The following is a 17,287-nucleotide window of genomic DNA, read 5'->3' on the forward strand; positions in this document are numbered from 1 at the left end:
GATGCGGCCAAGTGATCCGTCACCTGCTGCAACCAAGCTCCGAGCTGCTCGATGACCCCTCGCCGGGGCGAATCGCCAAGATCGCCACACTGACCGCGCTCTGCCTGGCGGCCTATGGTTTCACCACCGGCTTCTGGCGTTCGCCCCTGCTCGGCGTCTACGTCTCGATCAAGATGCCGCTGCTCGTGGCCTTCACCCTGGGCTGCAATGGGCTCCTCAATGGCCTGCTCGGGATCCTCCTCGGAGGGCTTGGCTTCCGGGAGTCCTTGCTGGCCCTTCTCAGTGCCTTCGCCTCCGTCGCCCTGATCCTCGCATCATTGGCACCCGTGACCTTCATGCTCGCGCTCAATGCGCCGCCGCCGGAATCCGGATACGCTACCTCGGCTCATGCCGCTTACCTTCTCTCGCATGTGTTCCTGATCGCCATCGCGGGCATCGCGGGAACCCTCTCGCTCTTCCGCATCCTCAAGCAGCGCTGTAGCGATCCCCGGATCGCCGCAATCACCATGCTTGCCTGGCTCGCGGGCAATGGGTTCCTCGGAGCGCAATTCTCCTGGATCCTCCGTCCCTTCTTCGGCTCGCCCTCCATCGAGGTGGCCTTCCTCCGTAAACAACCTTGGAAGGGCAGCTTCTATGAAGCCGTCTGGCGATCCCTCGATCGCATCACCGATGGCAATGCCTTCCTCGCCGTTCTCCTCCTGATCTGCGGCGCCGCCCTGCTCGCTCTCCAGATCTTCCGCTCGCTCTCATTCCGACCTGTATCCACAACGACATGAATACCGACATCCCGCAACCACCCCCATACTACAGCCCGCAGCCGCATGCGGAACCACCGCTGCCTGACAAGCTGGGCATGCGCTCGCTCTTCGAAGCGCTGCTCAGAAGCCCGAAGGCCCTTATCCAACGCCTCGCCAGTCCCGGACATGGCGCACTCCTTCCCTTCCTCCTGCTGGCGATTGTCTCCATGATCATCTTCGGGCTCGTGCTTGGCACCTTCGCCATGCACGAGCAAATCTGGGCCGCCCCGCTCAAAATCACCGCAGGCCTCTTGATCTCGGGGCTCATCTGCTTCCCCAGCCTCTACATCTTCTCCTGCCTCGCCGGATCGCGCGCCGGTGCCTCGCAACTCGCCGCCACCTTGGCCGGCATGCTCGCCCTCTCGGGCCTGCTGCTCTTGGGCTTTGCCCCGGCCGTGTGGATCTTCACCCAGGCCACCGATGGCTATGGCTTCATGGGTTTCATCGCCCTCGCCACCTGGTTCATCGCCGTCGCCTTCGGCTTCCGCTTCCTCGGCAGCGCGATCGCTTCAACCGGTGCCAACAGCAAGATACCTCTCGTCGTCTGGAGCTGCATCTTCCTCGTGGTCACCTTGCAGATGACCACCTCGCTGCGCCCCATCATCGGTCGCTCGAATCGCTTTCTGACAAATGAGAAACTCTTCTTCGTCCAACACTGGATCACCTCGTCAAGCGAATCGCTACCCGCGCCCACCGCCTCCGAAACCTCCAGCCAGCCAGGAGAATGAAAGCTCCCCGCCCGAAGCCCGTCCGGGTGACAAAACCGGCACGTTCCTCCATCAAGCCCCGGAAACGAAAGCCCACCATCCCCGCACCCCGCGACGAACTCTTCGAATCCATGCGCGGCGAACTCGGCCTCTAGCGCATCCTCCTTCGTCCCCGTTCCGGCCGGCCTTGGCAGTAGAAACCCACCACCGCATCTGCGAACCTCGCCTTCAAACCTCCCTCTCATGCGAACCGCCCGCTTCCCCCGGCCATGCTCCCCGCTCCGACATTCGCTGTTGGACCTTCGGTGTTGGTGGTTCGCCTTCCCACGCCTGTTATTTTCCCTGTTATAACAGGCGGAACAGGCGGCATCCCGCTCCTCCCCTCGCCTAAGATTTCGTACGATCCAGCTCTAGTTCCCCCACCCTGATCGGGGGATAGGCAGGGGATGCGCTTTACTTGCCACACCCTTCCCCGCTACCTTCCCGGCGGATTTTACCCCCGGAATGCGAATCAGAACCTCCCTTCTTCTCCTTACCGCCACCTTCACGACCGGCATCGGAATCAGCTCCGGGGAGCCCCCCGCCGCGCTGGACGAAACGATCGTGAATGCCCCGAGGGAAGCGACCGATGGTCAGCGCGAAGCGGACTTCGCGATCCCCCTTCCGGGCGGACGCGGCTATCAGGAGATCCTTCCTTCCATCCCGAATGCCCAGCAAGGAACCCCGAGTTCCACGGCCTTCACCCTGCGCGGCTTGGGGCAGGACAATGTCATTTTCTACATCGGCACCCAGTCGAATACCCTCGTGAACTTCTCGAATGGGGGCGTGCCTGCCACCGCGAGCTCGCTCACCTCGGTCATGCCCCTGATGTGGGATATCGATCAAGTGATCGTGGAACGCGGACCCATCCTCTTCGGCCGTGGCGTGAACGCGATGGGCGGTGAGATCCGCTTGGAACCGCGCGCCCCGCAGTTCTTCCACGAAGGTCGTATCACCGGTGAAGTCGCCGACTACGGCTCATGGCGTGCCGGTATCACCGAGAACATGGTGCTCGTTGAGGACAAGCTCGCCTTGCGCCTGAATGCCGTCGGCGAAGGAACCGACGGCGCCGTGACCAATGTCTACGACGGCAACGAACGCTTCGCCGAAACCCAGCGCAGTTCCTTCCGCAGCCAGCTCCGCTGGCGTCCGGGCGGCGATGACAGCTCGGTCTTCGACTGGCGCGTGGATGTCGATCGCGGTCGCGGCAACTCTTTCGGCCAGGCCTTCCAGCCCGCGAATGGCGATATCTTCGCGCGGATCGTGGACGTGAACACCACGCCCACCACCCCTGCCGACCAATGGGCCACCATGTTGCGAGGGCGCCTCGAATTGGAGCGCGATTGGTGGGTCGAAAGCGAAGCCTCGTTCTCAATCATCGATGCCGCGCACCACACCGACTTCGATGGCTCCTCGATGCTCGATTGGTTCTACACCTACACCATCGATGAGCGGCGCCTCACCGGCAGCACCCGCTTCGGCCAGGACAAGGAAGGCTTCAATTGGTTCGGCGGTGTCTATGCGGAAGCCTCCGAATACGGGATCGTCTTCGAAGGCCGCGGCCTGGGACCCATCCCGCAGGGTCGTCCTTTCCGCACGAAAACCGGCGAGGACGTCGGCATCGCCGCGGCCTTCGCACATGCCGAACTGGAGCTCGCCCATCGTTTCTGGCTCACCGGCGGCCTGCGCCTCGACTACCAATCGCGCGAACAAAGCATCGCCACCAAACTCAACGGCGTCTCCCGGGGAGCCGACCGGCTCGATGCAGACTACACTGAGTGGCTCCCTGAACTGGGCACCGAGTGGCGCGGCGATGACATCACGGCCGGGGCGAAAATCTCCCGGGCCTACCGCCCCGGAGGCATCGCGGTCGCCCCCTCGCTCGGCCTTGCCAATCCCTATGGCCCGGAACGGGGCTGGGAGACGAATCTCTTCGTGGAGAAGAATTGGGAATGCATCCGCGCAAACGCCCGCGTCTTCTACGCTTGGCTCGATGACCAGCAGGTCCCCTATGTTCCCCGCGGCGGCTTCCCGGTCGTCGACAACTTCGTCACCAACAGTGCCGAGTCACAACGCGCAGGCGCCGAAGTCGAGATGGTCTGGAAAAACGGCGACTTCTCTGCAGGTGTCATGGCCGGCTACCTCTACGCGGAATACGATCAACTCGTGCTGAATGGCGTCAACCGCGCCGGACAAGCCTTCCCCCTTTCCCCGGAATGGAATGCGGCCATCGGCTTCTCTTGGAAGCCGGAGACCGGTTGGTTCGGAGAAACCTCCTTCAATTGGGCGGACACCACCTACTCGCAGGCCGATTCTCCCATCGGCACCAAGCTGGAAGCACGCCTCCTCTGGTCCGCACGCACCGGCTACCGCTGGAACAATGTCGAGGCCTACATCTTCGGCAGCAACCTCTTGGACGAGGAATACGCGCTCTCCCGGAGCGACTACCGCGCCGTGGGCCTGCCAATTTCCGGGAAACTTGGAATGCCCCGCGTCATCGGGACCGGCGTGACCATCACATGGTAACAAATTTCTCGTGTAGGATTTCACGCGATCTCCTCTGGCGATCGAGAAGCAGCGGAAGCCATGACAGCAGGCATGAAACGGGTTTACCCCCGCTTGCTTGTCCCCGTTTTTGGATGTTCCCGTCATCCTTCATGCCATGTTTCCTTCTCGCAACGGGCGCAGCCCCTTTGATTTCTGATGAGCATGTACCTTGGCCTCGATTCCTCGACCCAGTCCCTTTCCGCCATTGTGATCGATCCCGCCAGCGGCACCATCGTTCGGGAGGTGTCGGTGAATTTCGGTTCGGCACTCCCCGTCTACGCCTCTCCCAGCGGCTTCATCCCCGGCGGCAAGAATGGCGAGGTCCATGCGGACCCACGGATGTGGATCGAGGCTCTGGACCTCGTGTTCAGCAAACTGGCCGATGGCTTCGATCTGGGAAAAATCGAAGCAGTCGCCAGCTCCGGCCAGCAGCATGGCTCGGTCTACCTCGATGAAACCTTCGAACAAAGGATCGACTCCCTAGCCACAGGCGAATCCTTGCTGAACCAGCTCGCCGGCTCCTTTACCCGCGCCACCGCGCCGATCTGGATGGATACCTCCACCGGTGCCGAGTGCGCCGAGATCGCCGCCGCAGTCGGCGGAAATGCTGAAGTCTGCAAGCGCTCCGGCTCCATCGCGATCGAACGCTTCACGGGGCCGCAGATCCGTCGCTTCTTCAAGAACGACCCCGCCGCCTACGAAAAGACTTCGCTCATCCACCTCGTCAGCTCCTTCGTCGGATCCATTCTCGCGGGCAAGTCCATCGCCATCGATCATGGTGACGGCGCCGGCATGAATCTGCTCAATCTCCAGACACTGGATTGGGACAACGAATTGCTGGACGCCACTGCTCCCGGCCTGCGGGCCAAGCTGCCGCCCGCTGCGGCCTCCGCCACCGTCGCAGGTTCCATCTCGTCCTACTTCGTCGAGAAATACGGCATGTCCCGTACTTGCAAGGTCGTCCTCTCGACCGGGGACAACCCGTCCTCGCTCGTCGGCATGGGCGCCACCTCGCCGGGAACCGTCGTGATCTCTCTCGGCACCTCGGACACCTTCTTCGCCGCCATGGAAAAGCCCGTTACCGATCCTCAAGGCTTCGGTCACGTCTTCGGCAATCCCGCCGGTGGCTTCATGTCCCTCATCTGCTTCCGCAATGGTTCTCTGGCACGCGAGGCATTGCGCGATGAACTCGGCACCGACTGGAGCGCCTTTGATCGCGACGGCTTGGCAAAGACCAGCGCAGGCAATGAAGGCAAGGTGATGCTTCCCTTCTTCGGTCCCGAAATCACCCCGCGCCGCGACTTCGAGGCCCCCCTGCGGAACTTCTCCGCCGATGACGCAGCCCCCGTCCAAGTCCGGGCCCTGCTTGAAGGCCAGTTCCTCAACATGCGCCTGCACAGCCAGTGGATCGGCGAGAAGGTCGAGCTGATCCGCCTCACCGGCGGTGCCTCGCAGAACGATGGCATCGCCCAGCTCGTCGCGGACATCTTCCAAGCTCCCGTGGAGCGTTTTGCCATCGCGAATGGCGCCGGCCTCGGTGCCGCCCTGCGTGCCGCCCATGCCTGCGATCAGGACCTCGCCACCCTGCAGGAAGCCTTCTGCAAGCCCGCCGCCGGATCCCGGCTGGAGCCCGCCAGCGACACCGCTCCCGTCTACGCCCGCTCGCTGGAAGCTTACAAAGCCTTGCTTTCCGCGTAGACGCCAGGCCGATCCGCGCTGAGGATCGGGCCATGAAATCATCCGTTGCGATCGCGATCTCACTGGCATGTGCTGCCGCTGGCTTTTTCGGAGGACGCCTTTCGCAGTCCCCGGGGCCCTCGGGGAGCCGCGGCGACGCGACCGCACAGGAGACGAAGTCAAAGGACGGCGGCGCCCGGGAACGCGCGGAGAAATCTTCCAACAAATCCTCGGCACGCCGCTCCTCAAGCCGTTCTAACAAACCTGTCAGCAGCCCGCTTGCCGCCTCGCTTCAGGAAGTGGTGAATTCCTTCAACAATCAGGATCTCACCATGCCGGATGGCAGCCAATCCGAGCTCCTCCTTTTCGACCTCTCGAAACTCGAGCGGGTGATGAGCTCGATCGACAAGGCCTCCGAAGCCGAGCTCGCCGAACTCAAGGAACTCGTCCGCACCAATGAGGAATCCAGCGAGGATGCACTCATCCTCCAGACCCTGATCTCGCTCCCCTTGCTAGCACGGGAGATCCAGCTCCACGGTGCCCGCGCCTTGGACGACGAGGTCACCAAGGCGCTTGAGGATCCGGTGGAGACCAATATCGAGGAGACCTTGCCCACGATGATCTACACCCTCGCGCTCCAGAATCCCACCGAAGCGGAGGAATGGCTGGAAACCTACGCCAAACGCACCGACACCGACGAGTTGATCATCGACAACGACGAACTCCGCGCTGCCATCGACAAGGCGAAGCAGGATTCTAGCGGCTCAAAATAGCATCGAGCATCTTCACGCTCTGCCACGCCGCGCGCACATCGTGCACGCGCAGCATCTGCGCTCCCCGTTGCATTGCCGCGGCGATGCAGGCCACGGTCCCGGCATCGCGATCCTTCGGCACCGGCAGCTCGAGCACTTCGCCAATCACCGTCTTGCGACTCACCGGCACCAGGATCGGCCGGCCAAATCGCTGCAAACGCTCGAGATCCCGGAGCACGGCCAGGTTGTCATCGCGCTGCTTCGCGAAATCGAGACCCGGATCAAGCACCAGCGACTCCAGCGGCAAACCCGCGTTCACGGCTACCGCCACCTTCTCTTCAAAGAACGCCTCCATCGAGCCCATCACATCCTCCCACTGCTGGTGAAAGTGCGGCACCTTCGGCTCACCTATCGAATGCATCACCAGCAGCGAAGCCCCGGCAGCAGCACAGAGCCGCGCATTCCGGTCATCAGGCAGAGCTCCCATGTCATTGATCAGCTCCACCCCGTGCGGGAGCACAGCCTCGACCGTTTCCGGTCGCCAGGTATTCGCGGAAAGCACCGGCGGCCACAGCTGAACCTCGTCTCGCGGCTTCGCTGTCGCAACCAACTCCGGCCAGCGATCAAGAAAGCCACGGAAACGCCGGACCTCCTCCTCCACCGGGATTGCGGCACGATTCGTCCGCGCGCTCTCCGCGCCCACATCGATGATATCCGCGCCCTCTTCCACCTGACGCTTCGCAAGTTCGAAGGCGGCACCGATCTCCAAGGTTCCATCCCCCGAAAAGGAATCGTCGTTCACGTTCACAATCCCCATCACCAGGGGACGGCGGGGAAAGACGACTTCGCGCGCGGGCAGCTTCCAGATCACCTCACGATTCCAACCCCGGAACACGGGTGCGGGAAACGCAAATCTCCGCAAGCTTTTCACCGGATCTGCGGCTAGCCTTCATCGCCCGCTAACCAAGCACGACGATGTGATGCCCATGCGAGTGAAGATGATCCTTCCGGCCTTGACCGAAGCGAAGAGCCCGCTCTTCCGGCCGATCAAGTATTCCCTCTTTCCTCCACTCGGTCTCGCCACCCTCGCGGCCTATCTGGCTCCGGACGACGAGATCGACCTGCAGGACGAGCACGTCGAAACGCTGAGCTTGGACGACGACCCGGAACTCGTGGTCATCCAAGTCTACATCACCAATGCCTCGCGCGCCTATCGCCACGCCGATCACTACCGGAAGCGCGGCGCACACGTCTGCCTCGGCGGATTGCACGTCACATCGTTGCCGGAGGAAGCAGCCGCCCATGCTGACACCATATTCCTGGGACCCGGCGAGGACACCTGGCCGGAATTCCTCGCCGACTTCCGCGCAGGCCGTGCGCGGGATCGCTACGTCGCCCCGGCGAAACGCAGCATCCACGGCATCCCGCCGATCCGCCGCGATCTCATCAAGCGGAAGCTCTATCTGGTCCCGAACTCGATCGTGGTTTCCCGGGGCTGTCCCCATCGCTGCGATTTTTGCTACAAGGAAGCCTTCTTCGAGGGCGGAAATTCCTACTACGTCCAGAAGGTCGATGAAGCTTTGGCCGAGATCGAGCGCCTGCCCGGACGGCATCTCTATTTCCTGGACGATCACCTCTTCGGCGACCGGCGCTTCGCCACCATGCTCTTCGACGGCATGAAGGGCATGGGCCGACTTTGGCAAAGTGCCGCAACCGTGAACTCCGTGTTGAAACCCGGACTGCTGGAAAAGGCAGCAGACGCCGGACTGCGCTCGCTCTTCGTAGGATTCGAAAATCTGGACGAGCGAAACCTGCGCGAGCATCGCAAGGTGCAAAACCTCGGCCGTGACTATGCCGCCTGCATCCAACGTCTCCACTCCCAAGGAGTGATGGTAAATGGCTCCTTTGTCTTCGGCATGGACGGGGACGGCCCGGATGTCTTCAGCCGCACCGTGGAATGGGCCGTCTCGCAAGGCATTGAAACCGCGACCTTTCATGTGATGACCCCCTACCCCTCCACAGGACTTTTCCAGAGAATCGAACAGGAAGGTCGTCTGCTCCACCGGGATTGGGATCTCTACGACACCCGCCATACCGTCTTCCGTCCGGCACGGCTCACGCCAGACCAATTGGAAGAAGGATACTGGAGGGCGTATCGCGAATTCTACACTTGGCGGAACATTTTCAGCGGCGCTACCGCGCACGAAGAACTGAGCGGAAGCCTGCGCCATTTTGCCTACGCTGCGGGATGGAAAAAGTGTGAACCCCTTTGGCATCTGTTGATTAGGGCAAAACGGGTCGCTCGCGGATTGCCATTCCTGGAGGCCGTTCTGGATGGTTTGGGCCGGGTGGGAAGGCAAAGCCGGACCAGGGACGCGGTTTCTGAAGTTCCGTCTCCTTATGTCACACTTGATGGGGAAACATACACGCCTTAACCCGATTCATCATAGCCTCTCCGCCATGCTGGACTAGGGTTGAGGCAAATCATGAGCGTGACCTTTGGAGCCAGCACCTGGCTGTGGACCTCCCCCTTTTCTTCGGACCAGGGTGAGTTGCTGCGCAGCATTTCCCGTCTCGGATTCGACGCCGTCGAACTGCCGATCGAAGATCCCGATCTTGTCGACCCCGCCAAGATCCGTCCAATCCTGGAGGAGACGGGACTCACCCCCTACCTCTGCGGTGCCTTCGGCCCCGGCCGGGATCTTACCAATCCGGACGCCTCGGTGCGCGCGAATACCCGCGCCTACCTTTCCAGGCTGATGGACCTCGCTGAAGGACTCGGCGTGCCCTTCATTGCCGGCCCGATGTACGCTCAGGTCGGCAAGGCCCGCCAACTCTCCCCGGAAGATCGGAAGCGCGAATGGGACCTCGCCGCCACCGAACTCCGCACCGTAGCCGAAGAAGCCGGAAACCGCGGCCTGAAGCTGGCCCTCGAGGCGATCAACCGCTTCGAGAGCGATCTGGTCAACACCACCGCCGACACCATCCGCCTCGTCCGCTCCATCGACCATCCGTCTGCCAAGGCCATGATCGACACTTTCCACATGACGATCGAGGAGGCCGACATCGGTGCTGCCATCCGCCACGCCGGAGATGATCTCATCCACGTGCAGGTGAGTGAAAACCACCGCGGCGTGACCGGCACCGGCCTGACCCCGTGGCAGGACTTCCGCGATGCCCTGAGCCACATCGGCTACAAGGGTGCCGTGGTCATCGAATCCTTTACCCCGGACAACCGCGATCTCGCCGGCGCCGTCTGCATCTGGAAGCGCTTCACTGCCACCCAGGACGAATTCGCCGCCCGCGGCCTCGCTTTCCTCCGCGATCTCTTCGACCAACCCGCTCCCGCGAAAATCCAAGCGCTGGCCGGTGCCCATTGATCGGTCTTTCCATCCGCGATCCCTCTGCCCTATATTTTAGATCCGCTTTCTCGAACCCATGAGTGACATCAACATCGCCATCGTAGGCCTCGGCTTCGGAGCCGAATTCATTCCCATTTACCAGCGCCTGAAGGGTGTAAACATGTACGCCATTTGCCAACGCACCCAGTCCAAGCTGGACGAGGTCGGTGACAAATACGGCATCGCCAAGCGCTACACCTCCTACGACGACCTCCTCGCGGATCCCGAAGTTCACGCCGTCCACATCAACTCCCCGATCCCGGACCACGGCCAGCAGTCGATCAAGGCCCTGAAAGCCGGCAAGCACGTGGCCTGCACCGTGCCGATGGCCACCAGCCTCGATGAATGCAAGCAGATCATCGATCTCTGCAAGGAGACCGGCCTGAAGTACATGATGATGGAGACCGTGGTATATGCCCGCGAGTTCCTCTTCATGAAGGAACTCTATGAGAAGGGCGAACTCGGCAAGGTCCAGTTCCTCCGTGCCACTCACCAGCAGGACATGGAAGGATGGCCCGGCTACTGGCCCGGCCTGCCGCCGATGTATTACGCCACCCACTGCGTGGGCCCGATCCTCGGCCTGATGGGCAGCCAGGCGGAATACGTCTCCTGCTTCGGCTCCGGCACCATCGCGGAAGAGATGCACGCCTGCTACGGATCACCCTTCGCAATTGAGACCTGCCACATCAAGTTCAAGGACAGCGATCTGTCCGCGCAGGTTGTCCGCTCGCTCTTCGACGTCGCCCGCCAGTACCGCGAGTCCTTCGAAGTCTACGGCTCCAAGAAGTCCGTCGAGTGGCCGCTCATCGAGCACGACCCACTTGTTATCCACACCGCCAAGAAGCCCGAACCGGAAATCCCCGAGGAAGTCGAGTGCCCTGACTTCGCCCATTACCTGCCGGAAGAAATCCAGCTCTTCACGAAGGGCGGCGTCTACGGCGGCGAGACTGGTGAGGAGCACCTCTCCTTCACCCAGGGCGCAGGCCACGGCGGCAGCCACCCGCATCTCGTCCACCAGTTCGTGAAGATGCTCCAGACCGGCCAGGATTCTTATCCGAATGCCGTGCAGAGCGCGAACATCACCTGCACCGGCATCCTCGCCCACGAGTCCGCCCTCAAGGGTGGCGAGATCGTCCGCCTGCCGGAATGGACGCTCAGCTAACGCACTTTCCAGGCTAGATTCGCATCAAGGAAGGGCACTCCGGAAACGGGGTGCCTTTTCCTTTTCGCTACAGTTTCCTAGGCGCCCAACAGAACAAAAGGGACATTTCCATCTATTTTTCGGGAATAACAAGACACCTGCCTCCAACAGCTTTCCATTTGTGCCTTCGGCGGACCTGTCTATCGTCCCGCTTACCATGAATACGCCGAACTACGACCGCCGCACTTTCGTGAAGCTCTCTCTCGCCGCCGGGGCTGTGGCCGCCGTTCCTGCCGCCATGGGCCAGGACAAGGCTCCCGCCGCGTTCACCCTGCCAGAGCTCCCCTACAAGCCGGATGCGCTCGCGCCAAACATTGACGCGAAGACCATGGAGATTCACCACGGAAAGCACCACGCCACCTACATCACCAATCTCAATGCCGCGGTGGCCGCGAATGCTTCCTTGAAGGGCAAGTCTTTGGAAGAAATCGTCACCGATCTCCCCGCCATCAAGGACGAGGCACTGCGCACGACGCTTCGCAATAACGCCGGCGGCCATTGGAACCACGCCGCCTTCTGGGAAATGATGGCTCCGGCCGGCAGTGGTGGTGCTCCTTCCGATGATCTCCTCGCCGCGATCAAGGCCGCCTTCGAATCCACCGACGCCTTCAAGAAAGCCTTCAGCGAAGCGGCGACCAAGCGCTTCGGCTCGGGCTGGGCATGGCTGATCGTGCAGAACAAGAAGCTGAAGGTTGTGAGCACCGCCAATCAGGACAACCCGCTGATGAAGGGCATCGTCCCGGATTCCGATCTCGGCACCCCGATCCTCGGCCTCGACGTCTGGGAACACGCCTACTACCTGAACTACCAGAACCGCCGCCCGGACTACATCACCGCCTGGTGGAACGTGGTGAACTGGAAGAACGTCAACGAGCGCTTCTCCAAGGCCTGAAACACCGGTCATTCCTTCTTTCGGAAAAGCCCTGCCGGCATCTGCCTGGCAGGGCTTTTTCTTTTCCCGAAACCCCGCTTCCGCGGCAGTAGAAGGCCTTGATCCTCTTGTGCGAAGTTTGCCGCCAAGATGACCGATACCAAGATGACCGATAATACGCCAGTCACACATTTTTCGCGTCTTCGTCTCCACTGCCGCGTCGCCGAAGACGGTTTCAACTGCCAGGTCCTCTCGATTGGTCGTGGCCTGCAGAATTTCCATTTTTTAACAGGGAGATCAGGCGGGAAAAACAGAGGTCCCCACCACCCGACCACCGCCCCGGGTGACAGGACCTCAGAAAATGACCGAAATTTTTTGTCCGTTTCCGTCCCCGCACGGACAGATGATCCCAGAACATGCCGGAAAACGGTCCATCCGACGCTGAGCTCCTCGCCGATTGGCTGCGGAACCGCCACGAGGCGGCCTTCCACGCCTTGGTGGCGCGCTATGCAGGCCTGGTGCATCAGGCAGGACTACGAACCACGGGCGACGACTCGCTCGCGGCCGAGGCCTCCCAACTGACTTTCATCACCCTCGCCCGGAAGGCGCGATCTCTCGCTTCCCGCAGCTCCCTCGCGGGGTGGCTGCACCTCACCGCCGTCATGCAGGCGAAGAACCTCCTCCGCCAGCGGCTCCGCGAACACCGCAAACGCGAACTTCTGCGCACGCATATGGAAACCGATTCCCACGGCCCGACCGCCGATGCCTGGCGACGCATGCAACCCGTGCTCGATGAAGCACTCGCCGCGCTTTCCTCCAAGGACCGCGAGGCCTTGCTGCTGCGCTTCTATCGCTCCCTCAGTGTCCGCGAGATCGCCGCGGCACTAGGGATCGCCACTGACGCCGCGCAGAAACGGCTTGATCGCGCGACCGAGCGCCTGCGCCACCAGCTTGCTCGCCGCGGCTGCCAGGTCGGCAGCTCCTTGGGAGCGATCATGATCGCCGGTTTCGGCGCGGATTCGCAGGCGGCCATCCCCTCCAGTTCGGTTCTCGCCTCGAAGGCCATCGCCGCTGCCACCGGCAGCACAGCCAGCACACTCACTACCATTGGAATCATCATCATGACCAAGAAAGCCACCATTGCCGCCGGAGTCGCCGTGCTACTCGCAGGCGCCGCTGCCGTCACCTTCATCAGCCGCCAGGATGATCCGGCCAAGGCTGGAACCGATTCCGCCGCCGCCCAGAAGCCCTCGGCTCCCGCCCCGCCTGCGGGACACTCAGCGGCAGATCCTGCAGCGGAGCGCGCAGCACGCAGCAAGCCTCGCGATCCAGCGGAGAATCCGGAATTCATCGCGAAGTACGGCGACGCTCGTACCAACCTCTCCAAGCACGTCGCGAACAACCTGATCAGCCTTCTGGAAGATGCCGTCGCCATGGGCGAAATGGTCACCTCCGGTGAGGCGGGCAATGCCTTTGGCGGTCCCCGCAACGGGTTGCGGATGAGCCTCGGCGGAGACCTCGTGGATAACCTCAAGCTCAGCGACGAACAGCAGGAGAAGGCCGGCGCGATCTACCGTGAGTATCAGAAACGCGAGATCGTGAAATCGAAGGAGACCATCGAGAAGCTCAAGAAAGACCCTACCGCCATCATGCAACTGATGCTGGCCAGCGATGCCCATTCCCGGGGTGCCATGACCCAGGAGGAATACGACGAGCTTCAGAAATCCAACGCGGAGAACTTGAAAGGGACCATCAATCCCCTCGATCGCGAGAACTTCCGCGGCGGCCAGCCGATGAAGGATGAAACCTTCCGCAGCGAGTTGTCGGCGATCCTTGAGCCCGAACAGGCCGAGACCTTTGGCAACGCGGCCACCGAACAAGCGGCTAAAGCGGAAGATGACCGCACCATGAATGCCCTGCCCTCGATGGAACTCGAGAAGATGGACCAGACCGTCACCTCCGCCAAGAAGCTGACCGCCGGCATGAAGAGCATGATGGAAGGCATGGGCGGCCTGCAGGATCTGGGCCCCATCATGGAGCAACAGCGCAAGGCCCGCGAAGCCCAGCGCGCTGCTGAGACACAACAGCCACAGGGCGAATAATAGCTAGCGGCACCAAGACCCGAGGGCGGCACGGCTGCCACCCTCGGGAAAAGGGTCCGGGAACCGAGGTTAGACCAGTCCCAAGGACCTCAATCTTTCCTCCAAGCTCTCGACCGAACTCCAAGGCAGGATCGGCGAGTTCTTTCGCTCGTCCGGGGGATTCTTCTCCAACTGGTCCGACCACCCCCCGCAGCCTTCCAAGGGTAGCAGGGGCCGATGATGAAGCCATGCCAGGCACACTTCGGAGATGGTCCCGGCACGGCCGCCGATCACCAGGCAGGCATCTCCCGCCAAGGCCATCAGGAGATTGCGCGCATCGCCCATGCCACAAGGAATCAGCACCGTGCAGGGCCAGTTCTCCGTGTTGATATCGTCCGAGGGAATGATGCTCACCACGGTACCGCCTGCCGCGAGGGCTCGCTCCGCAGCCACCCGCGTCGCCGGACTCCCACAACCGCTCACCAAGGTAATCCCGAGCTTCGCGAACAATTCACCCGCAGCCGCAGCCAAATCATAAGCCTTCGACCCCGGCTCGGCACTACCAAGGACACAAACCTGAGGACGGCGCGGTTTCGCTTCGTTGGAAATAGTCATAGTTCGAGAACTCATCCTCACCTGATGAGGAGGCTCCCGTATATGCTACGAATGGAGCATTGTCTCAACGCTCGATCGTGAACCCCTTCACCCCTTCAAGCGGCGGGATGTTCTTCACGTGCATGCTCTTGATGTTGTGGGAAAGCGGAGACTCCTCGGCGATCTCCTTGAGAAAGGCCTCCACCTCTTCGCGTTCGCCCATCACTTCAAGCTCCACGGTGCCATCCGGCAGATTCTTCACCGTTCCGCAAACCTCGAAACCTTTTGAAAGGTCTTTCGTGGTATAGCGGAATCCAACGCCTTGGACTCGGCCTTCGAAGATAACACGGCGGGCAATCACGGGGTTGATGATGCGCTGTAGTTCGATACCCCATCAAGGAACATTTGAACCGCTACCAGGATCAGCAACAGGCCCATCAGCCGCTCGAGAGCCCGCGTCCCTTTCGATCCCACGAGCCGCAGGAGCGCCGGAGATAGCAAAAGGATCACCGCCGAGGCCAGCCAGGCACCGGTCACCGCAAGCGCAATCGCCCCGATCTCCCCGGGGTACTTCGAGGCAGTCAACAAAATCAGCGCGATGCTCGAGGGCCCTGCCATCATCGGCACCGCCAGCGGCACGATGAAGGGCTCCTCATCCCCCGTCTCGCCCAGCACCGAACGAGCGGGAAACACCATGCCCAGCGCGATCAGGAAAAGCAGGATCCCACCCGAAATACTGAGAGCCTCCGGCCTCACCCCAAGAAAGCCCAACAGATGCTTCCCCGCCAACAGGAAGCCCAGCAGGATCAGCAAGGCAAAGAGCAACTCCCGGATCAGCACCGGCCGTCGCCGGTGCTCCGGAACCTTGGAAAGTACCGCATGGAAAATCGCCGCGTTCCCGAAAGGATCGAGAACCAGAAAAAGGGTTACGGCCAGCGGCAGGAGATTCATGGGACGCCACCCGCATTTCAGCTGTGCCGGGATCCTTTGGCTAGCCCGGACCTTTACCACGGTCGAAGCATTGGGAAATCGGCTTCAAGATTGCCGGTATCTTCTTGCGGATGATGATATGCCTTCCTCACCTGAACCTCCGTCAGTTAGCAAATGACGTCCTCTATTCGCCTCATCGTCCTTGCCGCCACGGTGCTTCTCGGCGCCTGCACCGGCTTGCCGAAAACCGAAGGCCGGGCGAGGTCCCACGCGATCCCCGCAAGGGCGGGAACGGAACTCGATCGGGTGGCAGTGTCCTTCGCGGCTGCCCACCCTCGCAGCTCCGGGTTTCACCCGCTCGGGAAAGGGAGCGACGCCCTCGACGCGCGACTTGGTCTTGCCGGAGTGGCGGAACAGACGCTGGATGTGCAGTATTACATCTGGCGCAATGACGACTCCGGCCGAAAGGTCCTCGCCAGCCTCAAGGCTGCCGCGGCGCGTGGCGTGCGCGTTCGTATCCTCATCGATGATCTCGGCACCTCCGCCGATGACAACATTCTGCTGGCGATCGATAGCCATCCAGGCGTCGAAGTGCGCCTTTTCAATCCCATCGCAAGCCGTTCCGCGCGTTTGCTAGGCACCGTCTTCGACTTCGGACGGGTGAACCGGCGGATGCACAACAAAGCATTCGTCGCTGACAACCGGATCGCGATCATCGGCGGCCGCAATATCGGAGACGAATACTTCGACGCACACGGTCAGACGAACTTCGCCGATTTCGACGTGGCCGCCATAGGTCCCGTCGTCCGTGAGGTTTCCGCATCCTTCGACGAATACTGGAATTCCTCCTCTTCCATCGACATCGCCACCCTCACTCGGAGAGTCGCCAAGCCAGAGCATCAAGCGGCGCTCCTTGCTGCTCTTCCCAAGGCGGATTCCGGCAAGAACTTCACCCGCAAGCTCCGACGTGGTGAAGTGCGCTTCTTCCCTGGCCGGGCAACCGTCGTGGCAGATGATCCCGCCAAAGTCCGAGCCAGCGCGCATGCCACTGAAACCCACCTGGCCCCGAAACTGCGCGAGCTCACGGGTGTGACCCGGAGGGAGATGCTGATCGTTTCTCCTTATTTCGTTCCGGGAAAGGCAGGCGTCGCGGAACTCGTCCGCCTCCGCAGTCGTGGTGTGAGGGTGGTGATCCTCACCAACTCCCTCGCCTCCACCGACGTGGCGGCCGTGCATTCGGCCTATAAGAAATACCGCAAACCGATGCTGCGCGCTGGAGTGGAACTTTACGAAAACAAGCCATCCGGCACTTGGGAACGGAATGCACCGCATCATTTCGGCGGCAGTAGTCCCAGCAGCGATGCCAGCCTGCACGCGAAGACTTTCACCTTCGACCGAAGCAGGATGTTCGTGGGATCGATGAATCTCGACCCGCGGTCTATCCGTTTGAATACCGAGATCGGGATCCTTCTCGAGTCCCCCGAACTGGCTGCCAGCTTCACCAATATCGTGCTCAAGGAACTGGATCAAAACGCCTACCGTCTGGCCTTGGAAGGCGAGAGGATCATCTGGATCTCAAACGAGAACGGGAAAGAAGTGCGTTTCTTCCACGATCCACGGACCACGGCATGGCAGCGCTTGACCGTGCGTTTTCTGGGCTTGCTCCCCATCGAGGGGCAGCTCTAACCAA

The 17,287-nt window shown here is 61.7% G+C and carries 16 protein-coding genes; 12 read left to right on the forward strand and 4 right to left on the reverse strand.

Features of this window, described 5'->3' with window-relative positions; genetic code table 11:
* Positions 1-11 precede the first annotated feature (11 nt).
* The 6 genes from HHL09_RS07535 to HHL09_RS07560 all read left to right on the forward strand — a co-directional run bounded on the left by HHL09_RS07535 (position 12) and on the right by HHL09_RS07560 (position 6,540).
* Complete coding sequence (locus HHL09_RS07535; protein WP_169453957.1) at positions 12-776, forward strand: hypothetical protein; 765 nt, start codon at positions 12-14, stop codon at positions 774-776.
* A complete protein-coding gene (locus tag HHL09_RS07540) occupies positions 773-1,525 on the forward strand; it encodes a hypothetical protein (protein ID WP_169453958.1) in 753 nt (250 codons plus the stop codon). The genes HHL09_RS07535 and HHL09_RS07540 overlap by 4 nt, the downstream gene beginning before the upstream one ends.
* Positions 1,522-1,659 (forward strand): hypothetical protein, encoded by a 138-nt coding sequence (locus HHL09_RS07545; RefSeq protein WP_169453959.1) that lies wholly within the window; start codon positions 1,522-1,524, stop codon positions 1,657-1,659. The genes HHL09_RS07540 and HHL09_RS07545 overlap by 4 nt, the downstream gene beginning before the upstream one ends.
* Positions 1,660-2,008: 349 nt before the next feature.
* Positions 2,009-4,069 (forward strand): TonB-dependent receptor, encoded by a 2,061-nt coding sequence (locus HHL09_RS07550; protein ID WP_169453960.1) that lies wholly within the window; start codon positions 2,009-2,011, stop codon positions 4,067-4,069.
* Between the two features lie 177 nt (positions 4,070-4,246).
* Positions 4,247-5,788 (forward strand): xylulokinase, encoded by a 1,542-nt coding sequence (locus HHL09_RS07555; RefSeq protein WP_169453961.1) that lies wholly within the window; start codon positions 4,247-4,249, stop codon positions 5,786-5,788.
* A 32-nt stretch (positions 5,789-5,820) separates the two neighbouring features.
* Positions 5,821-6,540 (forward strand): hypothetical protein, encoded by a 720-nt coding sequence (locus HHL09_RS07560; RefSeq protein WP_169453962.1) that lies wholly within the window; start codon positions 5,821-5,823, stop codon positions 6,538-6,540.
* Here HHL09_RS07560 and folP read toward each other — a convergent pair.
* Positions 6,524-7,390, reverse strand: a complete 867-nt coding sequence (gene folP, locus HHL09_RS07565) for a dihydropteroate synthase (RefSeq protein ID WP_240963753.1) — start codon at positions 7,388-7,390, stop codon at positions 6,524-6,526. The genes HHL09_RS07560 and folP overlap by 17 nt on opposite strands.
* 115 nt (positions 7,391-7,505) lie before the next feature.
* Here folP and HHL09_RS07570 point away from each other — a divergent pair, with 115 nt between their 5' ends.
* The 5 genes from HHL09_RS07570 to HHL09_RS07590 all read left to right on the forward strand — a co-directional run bounded on the left by HHL09_RS07570 (position 7,506) and on the right by HHL09_RS07590 (position 14,094).
* Positions 7,506-8,954 (forward strand): B12-binding domain-containing radical SAM protein, encoded by a 1,449-nt coding sequence (locus tag HHL09_RS07570; protein WP_169457699.1) that lies wholly within the window; start codon positions 7,506-7,508, stop codon positions 8,952-8,954.
* Positions 8,955-9,005: 51 nt separating this feature from the next.
* Positions 9,006-9,899 carry a sugar phosphate isomerase/epimerase family protein gene (locus HHL09_RS07575; protein ID WP_169453963.1) on the forward strand — a complete coding sequence of 298 codons (894 nt, stop codon included), beginning with the start codon at positions 9,006-9,008 and terminating at the stop codon, positions 9,897-9,899.
* Between the two features lie 58 nt (positions 9,900-9,957).
* Positions 9,958-11,082, forward strand: coding sequence for a Gfo/Idh/MocA family protein (locus tag HHL09_RS07580; protein ID WP_169453964.1), 1,125 nt, complete (start codon positions 9,958-9,960; stop codon positions 11,080-11,082).
* A gap of 277 nt (positions 11,083-11,359) precedes the next feature.
* Complete coding sequence (locus HHL09_RS07585; RefSeq protein ID WP_169457700.1) at positions 11,360-12,013, forward strand: superoxide dismutase; 654 nt, start codon at positions 11,360-11,362, stop codon at positions 12,011-12,013.
* A gap of 395 nt (positions 12,014-12,408) precedes the next feature.
* Positions 12,409-14,094 carry an RNA polymerase sigma factor gene (locus HHL09_RS07590; protein ID WP_169453965.1) on the forward strand — a complete coding sequence of 562 codons (1,686 nt, stop codon included), beginning with the start codon at positions 12,409-12,411 and terminating at the stop codon, positions 14,092-14,094.
* A gap of 69 nt (positions 14,095-14,163) precedes the next feature.
* On the opposite strand, the gene HHL09_RS07595 is transcribed toward HHL09_RS07590, so the two are convergent.
* The 3 genes from HHL09_RS07595 to HHL09_RS07605 are packed head-to-tail and all read right to left on the reverse strand — an operon-like array spanning position 14,164 to position 15,618.
* Positions 14,164-14,703, reverse strand: coding sequence for an SLOG cluster 4 domain-containing protein (locus tag HHL09_RS07595; RefSeq protein WP_205760993.1), 540 nt, complete (start codon positions 14,701-14,703; stop codon positions 14,164-14,166).
* A 49-nt stretch (positions 14,704-14,752) separates the two neighbouring features.
* Positions 14,753-15,028, reverse strand: a complete 276-nt coding sequence (locus tag HHL09_RS07600) for an acylphosphatase (protein ID WP_169453966.1) — start codon at positions 15,026-15,028, stop codon at positions 14,753-14,755.
* On the reverse strand, positions 15,025-15,618 hold the full coding sequence (locus tag HHL09_RS07605; RefSeq protein WP_169453967.1) for a MarC family protein: 594 nt from the start codon (positions 15,616-15,618) through the stop codon (positions 15,025-15,027). The genes HHL09_RS07600 and HHL09_RS07605 overlap by 4 nt, the downstream gene beginning before the upstream one ends.
* A 153-nt stretch (positions 15,619-15,771) precedes the next feature.
* Here HHL09_RS07605 and HHL09_RS07610 point away from each other — a divergent pair, with 153 nt between their 5' ends.
* Positions 15,772-17,283 (forward strand): phospholipase D family protein, encoded by a 1,512-nt coding sequence (locus tag HHL09_RS07610; protein ID WP_169453968.1) that lies wholly within the window; start codon positions 15,772-15,774, stop codon positions 17,281-17,283.
* Positions 17,284-17,287: the final 4 nt, after the last annotated feature.

The sequence above is a fragment of the Luteolibacter luteus genome, from assembly GCF_012913485.1.
GTDB lineage: Bacteria > Verrucomicrobiota > Verrucomicrobiia > Verrucomicrobiales > Akkermansiaceae > Haloferula > Haloferula lutea.